Annotated in this window: 15 protein-coding genes and 2 pseudogenes; 3 read left to right on the top strand and 14 right to left on the bottom strand. The window is 39.7% G+C overall.

Translation table 11 applies throughout. From position 1 onward, the window contains the following. Nucleotides 1-12: 12 nt before the first annotated feature. The 4 genes and pseudogenes from tatC to efeO all read right to left on the bottom strand — a co-directional run. Nucleotides 13-450, bottom strand: a pseudogene (gene tatC, locus QM865_RS00930) (twin-arginine translocase subunit TatC); the annotation flags it as partial. Further along, entirely contained in the window at nucleotides 451-2,127 is a 1,677-nt protein-coding gene (locus QM865_RS00925; RefSeq protein WP_414305807.1) for an FTR1 family protein, read from the bottom strand. Beyond that, the gene (efeB, locus tag QM865_RS00920; protein WP_414305806.1) at nucleotides 2,102-3,316 is read right to left on the bottom strand and encodes an iron uptake transporter deferrochelatase/peroxidase subunit; all 1,215 of its coding nucleotides are present in this window, start codon (nucleotides 3,314-3,316) and stop codon (nucleotides 2,102-2,104) included. Before efeB ends, QM865_RS00925 begins: the two co-directional genes overlap by 26 nt. A 5-nt stretch (nucleotides 3,317-3,321) precedes the next feature. Next, nucleotides 3,322-4,182, bottom strand: a complete 861-nt coding sequence (gene efeO, locus QM865_RS00915; protein ID WP_414305805.1) for an iron uptake system protein EfeO — start codon at nucleotides 4,180-4,182, stop codon at nucleotides 3,322-3,324. 182 nt (nucleotides 4,183-4,364) lie between these two features. Between efeO and QM865_RS00910 the strand changes: the two genes are divergently transcribed. Continuing rightward, nucleotides 4,365-4,664 (top strand): YbaB/EbfC family nucleoid-associated protein, encoded by a 300-nt coding sequence (locus tag QM865_RS00910; RefSeq protein ID WP_000981526.1) that lies wholly within the window; start codon nucleotides 4,365-4,367, stop codon nucleotides 4,662-4,664. 396 nt (nucleotides 4,665-5,060) lie between these two features. Then, nucleotides 5,061-5,430 (top strand): annotated as a pseudogene (locus QM865_RS00905) (ISL3 family transposase); the annotation flags it as partial. Nucleotides 5,431-5,474: 44 nt separating this feature from the next. On the opposite strand, the gene QM865_RS00900 reads toward QM865_RS00905, so the two are convergent. From QM865_RS00900 to QM865_RS00875, 6 genes are all read right to left on the bottom strand, one after another. Beyond that, nucleotides 5,475-6,284: an MBL fold metallo-hydrolase gene (locus tag QM865_RS00900; RefSeq protein WP_000004962.1), complete on the bottom strand. Its 810-nt coding sequence runs from the start codon at nucleotides 6,282-6,284 to the stop codon at nucleotides 5,475-5,477. A gap of 1 nt (nucleotide 6,285) precedes the next feature. Then, nucleotides 6,286-7,635 carry a cell wall metabolism sensor histidine kinase VicK gene (gene vicK, locus QM865_RS00895; RefSeq protein ID WP_414305804.1) on the bottom strand — a complete coding sequence of 450 codons (1,350 nt, stop codon included), beginning with the start codon at nucleotides 7,633-7,635 and terminating at the stop codon, nucleotides 6,286-6,288. Further along, nucleotides 7,628-8,335: a response regulator YycF gene (gene yycF, locus QM865_RS00890; RefSeq protein ID WP_033681745.1), complete on the bottom strand. Its 708-nt coding sequence runs from the start codon at nucleotides 8,333-8,335 to the stop codon at nucleotides 7,628-7,630. Before yycF ends, vicK begins: the two co-directional genes overlap by 8 nt. A 55-nt stretch (nucleotides 8,336-8,390) precedes the next feature. Beyond that, nucleotides 8,391-9,566, bottom strand: a complete 1,176-nt coding sequence (gene mutY / locus QM865_RS00885) for an A/G-specific adenine glycosylase (RefSeq protein WP_414305803.1) — start codon at nucleotides 9,564-9,566, stop codon at nucleotides 8,391-8,393. A gap of 377 nt (nucleotides 9,567-9,943) precedes the next feature. Beyond that, nucleotides 9,944-10,219, bottom strand: a complete 276-nt coding sequence (locus tag QM865_RS00880) for an HU family DNA-binding protein (protein ID WP_001284642.1) — start codon at nucleotides 10,217-10,219, stop codon at nucleotides 9,944-9,946. A 107-nt stretch (nucleotides 10,220-10,326) separates the two neighbouring features. Next, complete coding sequence (locus tag QM865_RS00875) at nucleotides 10,327-11,166, bottom strand: DegV family protein (RefSeq protein ID WP_414305802.1); 840 nt, start codon at nucleotides 11,164-11,166, stop codon at nucleotides 10,327-10,329. Between the two features lie 141 nt (nucleotides 11,167-11,307). Here QM865_RS00875 and QM865_RS00870 point away from each other — a divergent pair, with 141 nt between their 5' ends. Beyond that, complete coding sequence (locus QM865_RS00870; protein ID WP_023942678.1) at nucleotides 11,308-12,156, top strand: YitT family protein; 849 nt, start codon at nucleotides 11,308-11,310, stop codon at nucleotides 12,154-12,156. 87 nt (nucleotides 12,157-12,243) lie between these two features. On the opposite strand, the gene QM865_RS00865 is transcribed toward QM865_RS00870, so the two are convergent. The 4 genes from QM865_RS00865 to QM865_RS00850 form a co-directional block, all read right to left on the bottom strand. Continuing rightward, nucleotides 12,244-13,161, bottom strand: coding sequence for a bifunctional riboflavin kinase/FAD synthetase (locus tag QM865_RS00865; protein ID WP_261079432.1), 918 nt, complete (start codon nucleotides 13,159-13,161; stop codon nucleotides 12,244-12,246). Between the two features lie 493 nt (nucleotides 13,162-13,654). After that, nucleotides 13,655-14,989 (bottom strand): Nramp family divalent metal transporter, encoded by a 1,335-nt coding sequence (locus QM865_RS00860; RefSeq protein ID WP_020901096.1) that lies wholly within the window; start codon nucleotides 14,987-14,989, stop codon nucleotides 13,655-13,657. A 216-nt stretch (nucleotides 14,990-15,205) separates the two neighbouring features. Then, nucleotides 15,206-18,382: a carbamoyl-phosphate synthase large subunit gene (carB, locus tag QM865_RS00855; protein WP_414305801.1), complete on the bottom strand. Its 3,177-nt coding sequence runs from the start codon at nucleotides 18,380-18,382 to the stop codon at nucleotides 15,206-15,208. 200 nt (nucleotides 18,383-18,582) lie between these two features. Next, a complete protein-coding gene (locus QM865_RS00850; protein ID WP_000166853.1) occupies nucleotides 18,583-19,662 on the bottom strand; it encodes a carbamoyl phosphate synthase small subunit in 1,080 nt (359 codons plus the stop codon). Nucleotides 19,663-19,702 lie beyond the last annotated feature (40 nt).

Raw genomic sequence — 19,702 nt, 5'->3', positions numbered from 1 at the left:
GTTCTTTTTTTTGTTTCTTGAAATTAACTGCGTTTCAAATAGACCTTCTCCCAACCCTAATAAAACCTGAAGTAAGGCTGGTGTTACAAAGTAAAAACCAAAAGCCAGTCCAACTAGAAAACAAAGGAAACTAGCTGGAATATAGGCAAAAACTGCTCTAGCCTCTTCCTTCTTTAAACCGGGTTTGATGAAAGACCAGATATGATACACCGTGTAAGGCAAGGTGATGGTAAAGGCCATCAGACTAGCCAAACGTATGTATATCCATAAAATATCATTAGGTCCTAAAACAATCAACTTTTGCTGAAAAGATTGGGTCACATACTGGTAAATTTGATCTGCAAAAAGCAGAGAGACACAGAATACCAAAAAGAAACAAATGACCACTGCCAATAATCTCTTTCTAAATTCTACCAGATGTTCAACGATTGTCAATTCTTTTCTATCCATCTATTTTTCACCCTGTCTGAAAGTGACAATCAAGACAATAACGACAAAGAGTAACTGGCTGGCCAATCCTTCCCAACTTGGGTAAATTTCAATCAGGTCTATAGTTGGAAATCCTGTCAGCAAGTGATTTGGTGTCATATTGGTCAACTGAAGAGCATGGATACTAACTCCCAGCATCTTGAAAGCCAAAGCATAAATCATCCAAGTTAGGATAAAGAAGACCTTATGAGGTAAGAAGAACTGACTGGTCTTGTTCATCACAAGGGCAATAATTACCAGAACCAGCAAGGCAAGTGAAATGCCCAAGACAAATTCAAAGCTGGAAATTCTTGGTAAAATTCCGACATAAAAGAGAATGGTTTCTGCTCCCTCACGGAAAACAGCTAGGAAACTAAGGGCAAACATGGAAATGAAGGAACCTGTTTTGGTCACTGTTTCCATTTGCGACTCCATAAAAGCATTCCATTTTTTGACTGAGGATTTGCTGTGGAGCCAGATTCCAATCAAAATCATCATAGCAACTGCAAAAATCCCAACTGCTCCTTCGATGATTTCACGATTGGAGCCTGATGTTACTGCTGGAAAGGCTATTTGCAGGATGACAGCAATGACAAGACTGGCCATAATTCCTGTGATAGCACCACCATAAACCCACTTGAGCCCTTTATGCATCTTGGCTGCTTTCAAGGCCATAACAATTAAGAGAGCCTCTACCCCTTCTCTCAGGAGAATCAGCATAGCATCAAAAGCATTGTAACGTGCGCTAGTATCAATTTGTGATAAATCTGCAATCAGTTTTTCTAATTTTTCTTGGTAATCCTTCTCACTTCCCTTGACCATAATCACAGGGCTTTCACTTTCCACTCGAGTATAGAGGGAAGGATTGGTCGTGCTAACAGAACCCTCAATCGTTGGCCAGATAGTAATAAATTCCTTCATACTAGCTGCTCCTGATGCGTGGTCACCAGCTTGGAATTGTTCCAAAGCCTTCTTCAAAAGGTCAATACCGTCTTTAAGACTTAAATCAGAAGATGTTGCTGCGACTTCTTTTCCGCTTACAAAATCATCAATAGCCTTTTTTAGATCCTCAAAGGAAGTCTGGATTGAGTTAAAATCTGTAGGCTCGGTTTCCATACTACTTCGCAAGAAGGAGATAGCTGTCTCAACACGTCCATAATGGGCCGTACTATTGTCACGAACCACACTTTCATTGATGGTCCAAGTGGAATTCATTTTCTTAAAAGCTTCACGAACCTTTTCCAAATCTTTGAAAGCAATGGCCTGTTCCAAGGCTTCAAAACGAGGACTTAGACGGTTGACCAATTTTTCCTTTTCCGCATCTAAGTCAACAGGATTTTGTTCTTTTTCAAAGGCCAATAGGGCTGAAGAAAGTTCTGTGAGTTTGTCTTCGGTAATCGCACCTGATTGAGCTAACTTTTCCTTAACGACTTTACCAGCTTCAGAATTGCTGTCTTCTACTCTTTCGAAATCTGATGCCATCTCTTGAACTAGTTTCTGGGCTTCAGACTGATTGCCATTTTTGACCGCTTTGGATGCATCTGTGATTTTCACAAAGTAAGAACTCAGACTCTCTTGTGCCCCTACTGGAGAAAGGATTAAAAATGACAGAGCTAAAACCAAGAACCAACTTCTAGCCTTCCAATAATTTCTGACCAATGTAGCCTCCTTTCTCCACACCACCAAAGCAAGCAAAGAGTCCACTACCGATGTGAGTGATGTATTCATTCATCTTATCTGTAGCACCTAGATTGGTTTGAACCTTAACAAAGTTATCTGGATCCTTCTGGAAAGAAATGAAGAGCAGACCCGTATCAAACTGACCAGTCTTTTCATCAATCCCATCTGAGTATGAATAAGAACGACGCAAAAGTGGCTTATCCACTTCCTTAGCCAAACGAACATGCGAATCATCAGGCAAAAGACTCAAATCTACCTCATCAAACTCATTTTTCTTACCAAAGGGGGCACCACTTTCCTTGTAACGACCAAAAGTATTTTCCTGTTCTTCAAGACTGGTGAGGTCCCAGGTCTCTAAAAACATCTGAATCCGACGGACTGCCATATAAGAACCATTTTCCATCCAGTCCTTACTATCAACCCAGATAACGCGGTCAAAGTCTTGCTCCTTGGTTGGATTTGCTGTTCCATCCTTAAAACCAAAGAGGTTCCGCGGGGTCTCCATTCGATCTCCGATGGCTGCAAAACCAGACTGACTCCAACGAAGAGTCACGGCATTTCTCCCCTTACGGATGAGGTTGCGAATCGCATGAAAGGCAACCTGCTCATCATCTGCACAGGCCTGGATGACAATATCACCGCCAGTATATTTTTCACGCAATTGCTCTTTAGGGAATGGCGGTAAATCCCTGAACAATTGAGGACGCTTGTTTTCCAAGTTCATCTTTTTCAAGAAACTTGCAGACACACCAAAAGTCAGGGTAAAACGATGCGGATTAAGCCCGACTGTTTCCCCAGTATCGCTAGGAGGCAAGAGAGTATTCTGGCCGTCTTTTTTGACCAATTCTCCCTCTACCAATTTGGCACTATAATCCATCCAATCCTTGAACAACTGGATAATCTTATCCTTATCCGTCGTATGCAAGTCTAAGACAACAAAATAGATATTTTTTTGCATGGGCGTACTAATCCCAGCTTGATGCTTGCCATAAAAAGCAATTTTTTCATTTCCGTACGAGATTTTTTCCTGAGTTCCTAGCTTAGGTGCGAAAAAAGCAGAAGCACCAGAGAGTCCTAGCGCTAAACCAGCCCCTCCAATCCCTGCTTTTTTTAGAAATTCTCGACGGTCCATTTTCTTCTCAAAAAACTTTTCGTCTTTTTCAGTCATGACTCTTATTCTCCACTAAGAAATTTACCCATTTGTGATAGAGGTTCACCAAGTTTTGTCACAGCTTCTGACAATTCTTTGGTATCTTCTTTTGTCAAATCAGTATAGAGTTTGTAGTGTTCCTTGTCTGTCATGTGTTTGTCCAGCAAACTATTAACTGACTTGAAATCTGCTTCCAATTCTTTTACTAGGTTAGCGTCTGATTTTTCAAGTAAAGGTTTAAAGAGTTGGAAAATCTTCTCAGCACCTTCAATATTGGCACGGAAGTCATACAAGTCTGTATGTGAGTAAATTTCCTCTTCACCTGTAATCTTGCTTGTTGCCACTTCATTAAGCAAGTCAACTGCTCCAGTCAACATAACCTTATAGTCCACATCCACAGTTGCAATCTTGGCTTTCAATTCCTTGATATCATTTACTAACTGATCGCCGTAGCTTTCAGTTCCTTTAGTTGTATTGTCTTCCCAAAGGATACGTTCGATACGGTGGAAACCTGACCAACCTTCCTCTGTATTGTTTTCGTCCATGTAGTCTGCCAAACGGAAGTCAATCTTGACATCTGACTCACCAAAACTCTCGGCAATCGGTTCTGAACGCTCATAATACATACGAATCAGTGGATAAACTTTCTTGGCTTCTTCTAACTGTCCTTCTTTCAACAGTTTGACAAATCCTTCCGTATCTGTCAACAGTTTATCAATTTGCTCTTGCACAAAAGTCTTATAGTCAGCAGTGGCCTTATCAAGCATTTTTTGCTTATCTTCAGACAAGGCGGAATCACTTGTGTTGCTCGCCTTAGATTGGTTATTAGCACAAGCTGTCATTAGCAAGGCTGAAGATAAAAGGACAAAACCTAGTTTTTTCATTGTTTACTCCTATTGGTTCAGGAAACCTGAATTAATTTTACGTTTCATTATATGTTTTCACTCATTTTTCAATAAATTTTCAGACAATTTAATGTTTTAAATTTAAACTAATATTAGACTTTTAACCTCAAAATTGATAAAATAGGAAAGAAAATAATTGTAAAAGGAAACAGTAAATCACCATGATGAACATGCAAAATATGATGCGTCAAGCACAGAAACTTCAAAAACAAATGGAACAAAGCCAAGCAGAACTTGCTGCTATGCAATTTGTTGGCAAATCTGCTCAAGACCTTGTCCAAGCGACCCTAACTGGTGACAAAAAAGTTGTCAGTATTGACTTCAATCCAGCTGTCGTTGATCCAGAAGATCTTGAAACTCTTTCAGATATGACTGTTCAGGCTATCAACTCTGCTCTTGAACAAATCGATGAAACGACTAAGAAAAAATTAGGTGCTTTCGCTGGAAAATTGCCATTCTAATAAAAAAGGCTCTATAATATTTATAGTGGGTAAATCCCTTATAGATATTATGGAGCCTATTTTGATGTAGAAAAAGTCCCATAAAATCTATAATGAAAAGCGATCAAACAATCATTAGAAAGAATCCTATGGAACAATTACATTTTATCACAACTGCTTGATATTGAAAACTTTTTTTCTCATACTAAGTCCTAAACGCTAAAATCATTCTTAATCTTTTTTACCATTTGTTATTATATTCCTAAATTCCGGCTAAAACAGTCCACCAGACTGTTCTACTTCAATACTTAAGGCAAGTTGTAAATCATGCCAAACCATGAAGCAATTTAATCAAAGATTTCATGAGTACATGATCATCAACCCCTACTAACAGCATAGCAGTAAACTATTGTATCGCCTACTTTTTGTATGCGATTAACTACTAAAGAGATCATAGGGACACTCTTGAGTTACCAAGAAGAATCAAAGCAACACGATAATCTCTTACATTTTTACTTCTAAAGTAAAATTTTGCGTACTTATTGATAAGAATATAGAGCTAGCTCATCCTCTCTTTCAGGCTTTCTTTAGAACCAGCATCACCGCCCTTCAATTATCTTATTACAACGTAAAATTAGGAGAGAATTATAATCTTATCCAATGCAATACCTTTGATTTTCGGAACTTTGAAAACTTCAAAAAACGGATTTTTATCGTTCTCAACATCAAAAAAGAAAGGACGAATTTCGTCCTTTCTCGATCTTATCTTTTCTTCAACCCACTATAGTTGACAAAGAGCCTTTAATTTTAAAGACTTTTTCCCAGCCTTTTTTATATCTCTGTCAATGGTGTTGCGGTATCTGGTGAGGTATCATAAACCTTAAAGTCTACTCCGACTCCCAGATCAGCTTGCGCCAGCTGATTGACCATGGTCATATGAGCCAGTTCCTTAATATTGTTCTCCTTAGATAAATGCCCAAGGTAGATTTTCTTAGTGCGGTTTCCCAAGGTACGAATCATAGCTTCAGCACCGTCCTCGTTAGAAAGGTGACCCAGATCAGATAGGATTCGTTGTTTGAGTCGCCAAGCATAGGAACCTGCTCGCAAAATCTCTACATCATGGTTTGACTCGATAAGATAGCCATCTGCATTCTCGACAATTCCTGCCATACGGTCACTAACATAACCTGTATCTGTCAAAAGGACAAAACTCTTATCATCCTTCATAAAGCGATAGAACTGCGGTGCGACCGCATCATGGCTAACACCAAAACTCTCAATGTCGATATCTCCAAAGGTTTTGGTTTTGCCCATTTCAAAGATATGCTTTTGCGAAGAATCCACCTTCCCAAGATACTTGCTATTTTCCATAGCCTGCCAAGTCTTTTCATTGGCGTAAAGATCCATACCATACTTGCGAGCCAAAACTCCTACTCCATGGATATGGTCAGAATGCTCATGAGTAATCAAGATGGCATCCAAGTCTTCTGGCTTGCGATTAATTTCAGCAAGTAGGCTAGTAATCTTTTTACCAGACAAGCCTGCATCCACTAAAAGCTTCTTTTTTGGAGTTTCCAGATAAAAGGAATTTCCACTGGAACCCGACGCTAAAATACTGTATTTAAAGCCTGTTTCACTCATTCTAGTCTTCTACTTCATCCTCCCATACTTCTTCTTTTACTGCATCCTTATCATAAGGGAGTACAATGGTAAAGGTTGAACCCTTACCGTATTCACTCTTGGCCCAAATAAAGCCATCATGTTGTTTGATAATCTCTTTAGCAATAGCTAGTCCTAAACCAGTACCACCTTGGGCACGACTTCTAGCACGATCCACACGATAAAAACGGTCAAAGATACGTGGTAAATCTTGCTTTGGTATCCCCAATCCTTGGTCTGAAATGGATAAAATCATCTGATCATCAGTTGTCTTCATGGTCACTGTGATTTTCCCACCATCTGGAGAATACTTGATTGCATTGTTAAGAATATTATCAATCACCTGTGTCATCTTATCTGTATCAATCTCTATCCAAACTGAGGTAATGGGGTAATCTCTCACCAGTTCGTATTTCTTCTCTTCGTCCTGCCCTCTTATCTGATCAAAACGGTTGAGGATAAAGGTAATAAAGGCAGTGAAATTGATCAATTCCACATCTAGGTGACTGGTTGCATTATCAATACGTGAAAGATGGAGGAGATCCGTCACCATCCTCATCATACGGTTGGTTTCATCTAGAGACACCTTAATAAAGTCTGGCGCGACAGGTTCTGACAAGGCCCCCTCATCCAAAGCTTCAAGATAGGATTTTACGCTAGTCAAAGGAGTTCGTAACTCATGACTAACATTAGAAACAAAGAGTCTCCGTTCCCGTTCTTCCTTCTCCTGCTCCGTCGTATCATGCAAAACAGCAACCAAACCTGAGATAAAGCCAGACTCACGACGGACCAAGGCAAAACGTACACGAAGGCTCAAATACTCACCATTGGCATCCTGAGAATCAATCATAAGCTCAGGAACTTGGGTAATCAAATCACGAAGTTCATACTCATCTTCAATCTTAAGCAATTCTAGAATACTTTTATTGAGAACCTCTTCTTTCTGAACACCTAGCTGTTTCTTAGCCATGTCATTAATCATAGTAATCTTGCCACGACGATTGGTCGCAAGGACTCCGTCTGTCATGTATGAGAGGATACTGTGCAATCGTTTACTCTCTTGTTCCAGATTTTCTTGGGTCAAACGGATTACTTCTGATAAATCATTGAGATTATTGGTAATATTAGTGATTTCAGAGCTTCCCTGCATATCCAATACCTGAGAATAATCTCCTGCAATCAGGTCCTTAACTTTTTGATTGATTTGCTTCAACCGAATATTATCCCGACGATTTTCTAGCAAAAGTAAGGTCACTACTAAAATAAAGCCAAGTAGAATGAGGATAAAGATAAAATCACTGGTTAAAACTGTATCTTTAATTAGTTTAATCATTATTTCTCATATAATAACCAACACCGCGACGTGTTAGGATATATTCAGGACGACTTGGTGTATCTTCTATCTTCTCACGCAAACGTCTGATGGTTACGTCAACTGTTCGAACATCTCCGAAATAATCATACCCCCAGACCGTTTCAAGCAAGTGTTCACGCGTAATTACTTGACCGATATGAGAAGCCAAGTGATACAAAAGCTCAAATTCACGGTGAGTTAAGTCTAGTTCTTCACCGTATTTCTTAGCTACATAAGCATCTGGCACAATCTCCAAGTCCCCAATTTGCAAGGGCTGAGTTTTCTTTTCATCAGACTCTTGGTTATCTACAGAAGCCAAGTCCGTACGACGAAGAAGGGCTTTGACACGCGCCTGCAATTCACGATTTGAGAAGGGTTTGGTTACATAGTCATCTGCACCAAGCTCTAAACCGATAACCTTATCAAATTCGCTATCCTTAGCTGAAAGCATGATAATAGGCACACTACTTGTCTTGCGAATAGTCTTCGCAACTTCTAAACCATCAATTTCTGGAAGCATCAAATCCAGAATAATAATATCTGGCTGCTCTGCTTCAAATTGCTCTAGCGCCTCACGACCGTTAAAAGCAGTTACAACTTCGTAACCTTCCTTGGTCATATTAAACTTGATAATATCCGAGATTGGTTTTTCATCATCTACAATTAATATTTTTTTCATATGTTCACCTTTTTCTCTACTATTATACCAAAAAAATAGCAAGAAGACACAATAGCTAGTCTTTGCTCCTGTCTAAGTTGGCCTGTGCATAAGCCTGCCAGATTTTTTGTTGGGGTTTGGCAAGTGGGTAGTCCTTAAACTCTTCTGGTGAAAGCCAGCGAACTTCCCTATCTGAAAAATCATGGAAATCACTCACCTGACCTGCTACAATTTGAACATGCCATTTACGATGACTAAAGACATGATTAACAGTCTCAAAACAACCATCAAGCCAATCAACTTCTAGGTCATAGTCCTGCTGGAAACTCTCCTCTGGACTGGGGCCAAAATTGACAATTTCTTCTGCAACCTGATGAAATAGGTCAAACTGCTCGTCTTGCGGAAACTCATCTACTTCTATCAAGGGAAAATGCCAAAATCCTGCTAACAACTTTTCGCTTTCATTTTTTTCAAGTAAAAATTGCCCCTGAGTATTTTTGACCACCAAGGCTTTAAGATAAATGGGAACTGGCTTTTTCTTGGGAGCCTTGATTGGATAACGGTCCATGCTTCCATTCTGATATGCCGCACTAAAGTCCTTGACTGGGCTCTCTTCTGGCCTAGGATTTACAGGAGCCTCAATATCAGACCCTAAGTCCATCAAGGCTTGATTAAAATCACCCGGACGTTCTGGATCAATCAAGATTTCCATCATTACCTGAAAAATTTTGCGATTACTTGGAATGCCAATATCCTGATTGACTTCAAACAGACGAGCCAAAACTCGCATGACATTGCCATCTACAGCTGGCTCAGGCAAGTTAAAAGCAATACTGGAAATGGCTCCTGCTGTGTAAGGTCCAATCCCTTTCAAACTAGAAATTCCTTCATAGGTGTTTGGAAATCGGCCACCAAAGTCAGTCATAATCTGCTGGGCTGCAGACTGCATATTGCGTACTCGAGAATAATATCCCAAACCTTCCCAAGCCTTCAACAAACGCTCTTCAGGAGCATTCGCCAAACTTTCCACTGTCGGAAACCAGTCCAAGAATCGTTCGTAGTAGGGGATAACCGTATCCACTCTGGTCTGCTGGAGCATAATTTCAGATACCCAGATATGATAAGGATTGTTACTTCTACGCCAGGGTAAATCTCTTTTATTTTCATCATACCAAGCGAGAAGGTTCTCACGGAAAGACCTAATCTTCTCCTCCGGCCACATGACGATACCGTATTCTTTCAAATCTAACATATCTCTAGTATAACACAGAAGATTTCACCTGTCTTTGTATCTGATTTATAATATTTTCAATAGATAGTATATAAGCTTTCTATCTACTTAAATATTTGACATGACTTCAACTGAAAATCAATAAAGTATCGGAGAATGTGATTATCCACTTTCAAGCTTTGATTGTAAAACAAATAAGCTAGAGATATAGGCTTATTTAAAATAGTTGATAATCCTACTAATCAACAATAAACACTCATCACTCTTAGAAAATAACGAAAATACTGGTTGACATCATCCTAAAACAAATGAAAAAAATAGTGTTTTGCCCCAAAACCAAAAGAAAAGCCTGTCATACAAGCTCAAATACTTGATATGATAGGCTTTTTAAAGGCTGATTATTTAACAGCGTCTTTAAGAGCTTTACCAGCTTTGAATGCTGGAACTTTAGAAGCTGCAATTGTGATTTCTTTACCAGTTTGTGGGTTGCGACCTTTACGTGCAGCACGCTCACGAACTTCAAAGTTACCAAAACCGATCAATTGAACTTTTTCACCAGCTGCAAGGTAGTCAGCTACTGCTGAAAATACAGCTTCAACTGCTGCTGCTGAGTCTTTCTTAGTCAATTCTGTAGCTTCTGCTACTTTAGCGATCAAATCTTGTTTGTTTGCCATGTTAATGATTCCTCCAAATTAATTTCTAATTAACAAATATAATCATATCCTAAAATCCCTTATAGGTCAAGTTAAAAACGCTGTTTATTCGCATTTTCTTTATTTTTTTAGGAATGGTAACGTACCAAAATAGCCCACGCATTCTCACCTGTATGAGTCTGAATAATAGAACCGGTTTCTAAAACAGAAATTGGTTTTTCAACATAGGCTTGTAAACTTTCTTTCATCTCTTTTGCCCAGTCAGCATTACCAGAATATGAAATTCCAATCTCTGCTACAGAACGTTCAGAGAGAGATGTTGTCAACTCGTCTAACCATTTTTTAAAGGTTTTAGCTCCGCGACCTTTAACAATTGGCTGCAATTCATGGTCTTTCATTTGCATGACAACACGGATATTGAGAAGGGAGCTCAACAATCCAGTTACACGGCCAATTCGTCCACCTTTTACTAGATTTTCTAGAGTAGAAACACCAATATAGAGCTCCGTATGTTTTTTTACCTCTTCAACGTGAGATAAAATTTCCGCCATATCTTTGCCTTCTTGTGCTAATTTCGCAGCCTCAACAACTTGGAATTTCAAGGCTTGGTCAGTAAAGGAACTATCGATAACTGTCACGTCGGCAGTAGATAGGCTGGCACCTTGGCGTGCTGCTTCTACAGTCCCCGAAAGAGCATGGGACATATGAATAGCAAGAATCTGGCTACCATCCTTGCATAGGTTCTCAAAAACTTCAGCGAAGACACCTACAGGTGGTTGACTTGTTTTAGGAAGATTCTTACTTTCTTGCATCAACTGAAGAAATTTACCTTCTTCTTTCAAATCCGCATCAGAATAAACAACATTATCAATCATTACAGATAATGGAACAATTGTAATATCTAATTGTTTTACTAGTGCTGGTTCAATAGTAACAGATGAATCGGTTACAATCTTAATTTTTGTCATAGTATCAATCTTTCTATTTTAGGATTCAGATTGGTTTTCTTACTTCTAATTATATCAAAAAAAGATTAAAAATCCTAATGGAGTCAATCAAATTTTCCGTAAAAATTTGATATAATCAACTTATAAGAAAAGAGGTATCCTATGATTAAAAAAATTTACCCCATTTTTACCATTTTACTAGGTGCTGCTATTTATGCTTTTGGCCTGACTTATTTTGTAGTTCCTCATCATCTCTTTGAAGGAGGGGCGACAGGTATTACCCTTATCACCTTTTATCTTTTTAAAATCCCTGTTTCGCTCATGAACTTGCTGATTAACATTCCCCTTTTCATTCTAGCATGGAAAATATTTGGAGCAAAATCCCTCTATTCTAGTTTGCTAGGAACCTTAGCCTTATCCGCCTGGTTGGCTTTTTTTGAGCGTATTCCCCTTCATATTGATCTTCAAGGTGATTTACTAATCACTGCCCTTATAGCGGGAATTCTATTGGGAATTGGTCTTGGAATTATCTTTAATGCTGGAGGTACAACTGGTGGTACTGATATTCTAGCTCGTATTCTCAATAAATACACTCATATATCAATGGGAAAACTGCTCTTTATCTTAGATTTTTGTATTCTCATGCTCATTCTCCTAATCTTCAAGGACTTGCGATTGGTTTCCTACACGCTCTTATTTGATTTTATCGTTTCTCGTGTCATTGATTTGATTGGAGAAGGTGGCTATGCTGGTAAAGGCTTTATGATTATCACAAAACGTCCTGACCAACTTGCTAAAGCGATTAATGATGACCTAGGAAGAGGCGTTACTTTTATTTCTGGTCAAGGCTACTATAGTCAAAAAGATTTGAAAATTATTTACTGTATTGTCGGTAGAAATGAGATTGTGAAAATGAAGGAAATGATTCATCGAATCGATCCTCAAGCCTTTATAACTATTACAGAAGCCCATGAAATCCTTGGAGAAGGATTTACCTTTGAAAAAGAATAAAAAGAGGTAGTGTAGTGACCTCAAAAGTTAGACTTATTCATCTATCTTTTGGGTTACAAACAACCTCTTTTTTGTTTACTCAATTTCTTAAGACCAATTCCGGGCTAGTTCTTCATCAGCCTTTAACTGATCCACTAATTGGTCGACTGAGTCAAATTTGGTCATATCTCGAATGCGATCAAGCCAATAAACCATGACGGTTTCTCCATAAATATCTTGATTAAAATCAAAAATATTGACTTCAAAACGTGCTTCTTCTCCATCAAAGGTCACATTTTTCCCAACACTAGCCATGGCACGATACTTCTGTCTTTGAATCTCAACATCAACGACATAAACGCCATCTGCTGGCATATAAGTACGATCTAAAAGCACCAAATTAGCTGTTGGATAACCAATCGTACGACCACGAGCATTGCCATGAACCACCATACCTCTTGATGGAAGCGGTGCCCCCAAAAGTTCTCCTGCTTCTTTCACATTTCCATCTAAAATAGCTTGACGGATACGAGTTGAACTAATCTTTCCTTTCTCATCTTCTACAGGTGGAACGATAATGACTTCTCCATCAAAGTAATCCTTTAAGTCTTCTGCCGTTTTTTGGTCAGAACCAAATGTATAATCAAAACCTGCAACAATAATTTTGGCATTCATAGCCTTGATATAAGTTGCAAAAAATTCTTCTGCCGTGAGACTAGCGAATTGACTACTAAAATCAAGGAGATATAATTCTTCTACACCTTCACGCTTTAATTTTCTTTCACGTTCAGCAGGGTTCAAAATATGTAAAAACAGATCAGGATGATAAGGCTCTAAAGCGATCTTTGGAGATTCATTAAAGGTCATAACAACGATAGGCAATAAGTCCTTTCTCGCAGCCTTATTGGCAACACGAAATAATTCTTGATGCCCCTTGTGTATACCATCAAAATAGCCGAGAACAACGACTGAATCAGAAGGTGTGCCAATATCTTTTTGGTTTTTTATAGGAATAGTAATAATCATAAAATAATTATATCATAGCGATAGCTATTTCTGGAACAGAAAATCTGAAATGTCGTTTTTTTAACCTGAAATAGCCATTTTTGCAAAAGGGAGTAGCATGCAACAAAAATGAGTAATTGACATTCTAAATTTTTCCCAATTTAGAATCATTTTTGAGGGAAAATTGATAGTTATAGTGAAATAAAATCTGAACAAAGTAATCAGGGAATTAAATTTAATTTCTAACATTTTTTAGAAAGCAAAGCGTATTATTCCAACTTCAATCCACTATAAACGAGGCTGGGCAAAAAGTCTTTAAAATCAAAAAACGCATAATATCAGGTATTGAAAAAACTTGATACTATGCGTTTTATTGTGGGAAAATTTACTACATTTTCTACTGAAATTGAGTTTTTTCCCAACCTCTTTTTAGTACTTCATTTCATAAACCAACCACTACTATTATCACTTTATCAATCTTCAAGCTAATACTTAAGACCTAATTTAAACATGTTTAAAAAATATCGAAAAGAAGCTTGATATTAAGAATGGTTAAGACAATTGCAACTGCGTAGCCTATGATTGTGTTCCACTTGGCATTGGTAAATTCTCCCATCAGTGACTTCTTAGAGGTCAAATAGATTAAGGGGAAAATTGAAAACGGAAGAGCGATTGAAAGAAATACCTGTGAGTAAACCAATAACTGATCCAAGGTCTTTTCTTGATGTCCAAATAAGACAGCGACTATAATCACAGGTAGCAAGGCAAAAATACGTGTACCGATACGGATAAGCCACTGAGGTAATTTCAGATGCAAGAAACCTTCCATGACAATCTGTCCTGTCAAAGTTCCTGTAATGGTCGAATTTTGACCACTGGCTAAGAGAGCCAGAGCAAACAAAGTTGACAAAGTTGAGCTGGCTATCGCTCCTGCTATTGTCGAATCCTGTAAAGCATTGTACATTTGGGAGAATGCTGAAATTTCAGATGCATGACCAAAAAAGAGGGAGGCACCCAAAATGAGCAACAAGGAATTGACAACAAAAGCTAAGGACAACTGAAGATTTGAATCCAAGGTCATAAAGCGCACTGCTTTTCGGACGTCCTTCTTATCTTTGTGGTTAATTTTCCTTGTTTGCGATAGGGATGAATGAAGATAGAGATTATGGGGCATGACTGTCGCTCCTACAATCCCTAAAGCTAAGGTCAATTGACTCTCATGTCCCGGAAGAGGACTTTCAAATAAAGTCGAAGTCGGTAAATAACCACTAAATATTCCCTGAATACTTGGATTGGATAAAGCCACCAGATAAGAAAAAATACCTAATATAGTTAAGATAAGAGTCGTAACAATAGCTTCAATCTTCTTGAACCCAAACTTCATCAACAAAAGTAAAAGAAATACATCTAAAACGGTTAGGAGGATAGCTACCATAATCGGTATTTTAAACAAAAGATTTAAGGCAATCGCTGAACCTAAAACTTCAGCCAAGTCTGTCGCCATTAAAGCTAATTCTAAAATCACCCACAGACTATAGCGAAGCCACTTGGGAGCATGATGAGCTGTTGCCTGCGCTAGATCCATCCTAGTCACGATACCGAGCTTTCCAGCCATTTGTTGTAACTGCATGGCAATGATGGATGAAATCAAAATAACAAATAAGAGACTATATTTGTAGGAAGCACCACCAACCACACTAGTAATCCAGTTTCCAGGATCCATATAACCAACTGCTACAAGAGCGCCAGGTCCTAAAAATGCTTTTAGATTCTGCCAAAAATGATTGTTATTGGGAGTTTCAATAGATTGATTGATCTCAGAAAGAGAGACCTTTTTGTAAGAAGACATCGGAATTTTACACTTTCTAATCTGTCTTTACCTATTTTCTTAATGGATTTTTTGAAAAAATGATGAAAATAGTTTTCTATTTTCAATTCATCCTTATTATATCACATTTTAGAATGATTCTTAAGGAAAGCATGATAGTTGAAATAAGCAACATCAGTATTGTAAAAGTCAGCGATTTACGACGCTGGCTTTTAAACTGTGAAAAACTTTTCTAAACTAAATTGCTTCTGTGACAAAACTACGGCTTTCAAGTACCTTAAGCATGGCGTTAGCTGTATCTATGGCTGTGAAGAGGGGCACCCCGTGTTCAATAGCTGAACGGCGGATTTGCTCACCATCTTCGTCAGCAGTTCGTTTTGTTCCTACTGTGTTAATGATAGCTTGAATTCTTCCTTTGCGTACAAAACTTGGAATATCCTTATCGTCATCACCAATCTTACTAACAGGTTGGGCTTGCAATCCATGACTGGCAAAGAAGGCTGCTGTCCCTTCTGTCGCAAGGATTCCATAGCCAATGTTTTGGAAACGACGAGCCAAGTCCAAGGCTTCTTCTTTGGCATCATCAGCGATGGTGAAGACTACATTTCCAAAGGTTGGCAAGTGTAAGTAAGAAGCTTCAAAAGCTTTATAGAGAGCTTTTTCCAAAGTAGCATCAGAACCCATAACTTCACCTGTTGACTTCATTTCAGGACCGAGCAAGCTGTCTACCTTAGCTAGTTTGGTAAAGGAGAAGACAGGTGCCTTGATATGAACACGGGTGCTTTCAGGGTAAAGTCCATCTTGGTAGCCAAGTTCTTCAAGTTTTTGACCAAGAATGAGCTTGGTTGCTACTTGAGCCATAGGAATATTGGTCACCTTAGAAAGGAATGGAACGGTACGGCTGGCACGTGGATTGACCTCAATAACGTAGACTTTTTCATCCTTGATGACAAACTGGATGTTCATCATTCCAAGACAGTTAAGGCCGATTGCTAGGCGTTTCGTATAGTCTGCGATGGTTTCTTGCACCTTTTGCGACAAGGTTTGTGGTGGGTAAACGGCCATTGAGTCACCTGAGTGAACACCAGCTCGTTCGATGTGCTCCATGATACCAGGAATGAGAACATTTTCTCCGTCTGAGATGGCATCAACTTCGCACTCCTGACCAACAATGTAAGAATCGACAAGAACTGGGTGGTCTGGACTAGCCTTAACAGCAGTTCGCATGTAAGAACGAAGATCTTCTTCATTTTCTACGATTTCCATAGCACGTCCACCTAAAACATAAGATGGGCGAACGAGGACTGGGAAACCAATCTTGCGAGCTGCAAGAACTGCTTCTTCTTCATTGGTAGCCGTTTGTCCTGGTGGCTGTGGAATATCCAGGTCTTTAAGGGCTTGCTCGAAGAGGTCGCGGTCTTCGGCACGGTCTAGGTCAGCGACTTGAGTTCCCAAAATGGTCACACCTGCTTGTGCCAATGGCTCCGCAAGGTTGATAGCTGTTTGACCACCGAACTGAACGATAACCCCTTTTGGTTGCTCCAAGTCAATGACGTTCATAACATCTTCGAATGTCAATGGTTCAAAGTAAAGCTTATCTGATACAGAAAAGTCTGTAGAAACGGTCTCTGGGTTTGAGTTCATGATGATGGCCTCATATCCAGCAGCCTGGATAGCCTTAACAGAGTGAACAGTTGCGTAGTCAAACTCAACGCCCTGACCGATACGGATTGGACCTGAACCTAGTACAAGTACAGATTCCTTATCAGACTTGATAGACTCGTTTTCCCAACCATAGGTTGAATAGAAATATGGTGTTTCAGAGTCAAATTCTGCCGCACAAGTATCGACCATCTTATAAACAGGAACAATCTTGTTTTCCAAACGAAGTTGGCGAACTTGGTCAGCAGTCGTTTTCCATAGTTCAGCAATCTTACGGTCTGAGAAACCATTGAGTTTGGCTGTTTTCAAGACTTCTAGATCTTGTGGATGAGCTCCCAACTCCTGCTCAATTTCAAAGATATGTAGGAGTTTATCGAGATAAAAAATATCAATTTTTGTAAGCTCTGCAATTTCTTCTGGTGTGTAGCCACGACGAATGGCTTCTGATACATAGAAGAGACGATCATCTTGGGCTTTGACTACTTTTTCAATCAAGGCATCATCAGAAACTGATGCAAGTTCAGGCATTTCATTGTGATGCACCCCAATTTCAAGGGAACGACAAGCTTTAAGGAGAGATTCTTCAATGTTACGACCGATTGCCATGACTTCTCCAGTGGCCTTCATCTGAGTACCAAGACGGCGCTCACCCTTTTCAAACTTGTCAAATGGGAAACGTGGAATCTTGGCAACAACGTAGTCAAGGGCTGGTTCAAACATGGCATAGGTTGAACCTGTAACTGGGTTGATCACCTCATCCAAGGTCAAACCGACGGCAATCTTAGCAGCTAACTTAGCAATCGGGTAACCTGTCGCCTTAGAAGCAAGGGCTGACGAACGCGATACACGAGGATTTACTTCAATAACATAATACTTAAAGCTGTGGGGATCCAGGGCCAGCTGAACGTTACATCCACCTTCAATCTTGAGGGCACGAATGATGCTCAAACTCGCGTCACGTAGCATTTGGTTCTCATAGTCTGACATAGTCTGAGCTGGGGCGAATACAATGGAATCCCCTGTGTGAATCCCAACTGGGTCAAAGTTTTCCATGTTACAAACAACCAAGGCATTGTCAGCTGAGTCGCGCATCACTTCATATTCGATTTCTTTGAAACCTGCGATTGAACGCTCAATCAAACATTGGGTAACAGGTGACAACTTCAGACCATTTTCAGCGATCTCGCGCAATTCTTCCTCGTTGGCACACATACCACCACCAGTACCACCAAGGGTAAAGGCTGGACGGACGATGACTGGGTACCCAATTGTTGCTGCAAAGGCAACAGCTTCTTCGACTGTGTTGACAATTTCAGATTCTGGAATTGGTTGTTCCAATTCTTCCATCAATTGTTTAAAAAGGTCACGATCCTCCGCTTGGTCGATGGCAGATAATTTTGTACCCAGAAGCTCAACACCAAGCTCATCTAGGATACCATTTTTAGACAAGTCCATGGCCATGTTGAGACCAGTTTGCCCACCAAGGGTTGGTAGCAAGGCATCTGGACGCTCCTTACGAAGAATACGCGTTACAAACTCAAGAGTAATCGGTTCAATATAAACCTTATCAGCAATTTCCTTGTCCGTCATGATGGTGGCAGGGTTTGAGTTAACCAAGACAACCTCATAACCTTCCTCTTTCAACGACAAGCAAGCCTGGGTCCCAGCGTAGTCAAACTCTGCAGCCTGACCAATAATAATCGGACCAGAACCAATCACCATAATTTTTTGAATATCAGTACGTTTAGGCATAGTTTATGATACAAAGCCCGTAAAGAACACAGTGAAAATAGGAAACTCGGTGCAGACACCTTCAGCGTCAAGACGATGTTTATCTTTTTCACACAGTTCTTAGGGCGTGTTCACTTCCGCGAACAATGTATCTTCTCCTTTCTATTCGGCAACTCTCAGGTTGCCATTAAATAAATTCTTCGACGAGCTTTTACTCGTTCTTAGTTTGATTGTTTAAAAGCTTCCATCATCTCGATAAACTCGTCGAATAGGTAGCTTGCGTCGTGTGGACCAGGGGCTGCGTCTGGGTGGTATTGAACAGAGAAAGCAGGTTGGTATCTGTGACGCACACCTTCAACTGACTTGTCATTGATTTCTTCGTGGGTGATAATCAAGTGTTCTGGCAAATCCTCACGGCTAACTGCATAACCATGGTTTTGACTTGTAAAATCCACACGTCCTGTAGCAATTTCGCGTACCGCATGGTTGAATCCACGGTGTCCAAATTTCATCTTGTAGGTCTTAGCACCATTTGCCATTGCAAAGAGTTGATGCCCCATACAAATACCAAAGATTGGAATTTTCCCTTGCACACCACGAATCATATCCAGTGCCTGTGGAACATCTTCTGGGTTACCTGGACCGTTTGACAACATAACTCCGTCAGGATTGAGATGGAGAATTTCTTCAGCCGTTGTCGAATAGGGAACAACCGTCACGTTACAGTTTCGCTTAGAAAGTTCACGTAGGATTGAGTGCTTGAGACCAAAGTCAACTAAGACAACACTCAAACCAACTCCTGGAGCTGGATATGAAGTTTTAGTAGAAACCTGCTTGATATTGTCTGTCGGCAAAACTGTTGCTTGGAGCTGATCCGTCACATGGTCCATACTGTCCCCAACATGAGTCAAAGTTGCACGCATGGTACCATGCTTACGGATAATCTTGGTAAGTGCACGCGTATCAATCCCTGAAATACCAGGAATTTTCTTGGCTTTCAAAAATTCATCCAAGGTCATTTGGTTGCGCCAGTTGCTTGCTCTACGTGCTTCTTCGAAAACAACGACTCCCTTACAAGTTGGAATAATGGATTCGTAATCATCACGGTTGATTCCATAATTTCCTACCAAAGGATAAGTAAAGGTCAAGATTTGTCCATTATAAGACTGGTCTGTAATGGATTCTTGGTAGCCGGTCATGCCTGTATTAAAGACGATTTCGCCTGTTACATCAATATCTGCTCCGAAGGCCTTGCCTTCAAAAACTGTGCCATCTTCTAATACTAGAAGTCTTTTTGTCATATTTTCACCTCTCGTGGACGCTCACTGGCGTCTTTTAACG

Origin of the sequence: Streptococcus mitis, from assembly GCF_047462815.1 — a bacterium.
Taxonomy (GTDB): domain Bacteria; phylum Bacillota; class Bacilli; order Lactobacillales; family Streptococcaceae; genus Streptococcus; species Streptococcus mitis_DO.
The sequence above is the reverse complement of the archived record's forward strand: the minus strand, read 5'-3'. Positions and strand labels throughout refer to the sequence as shown.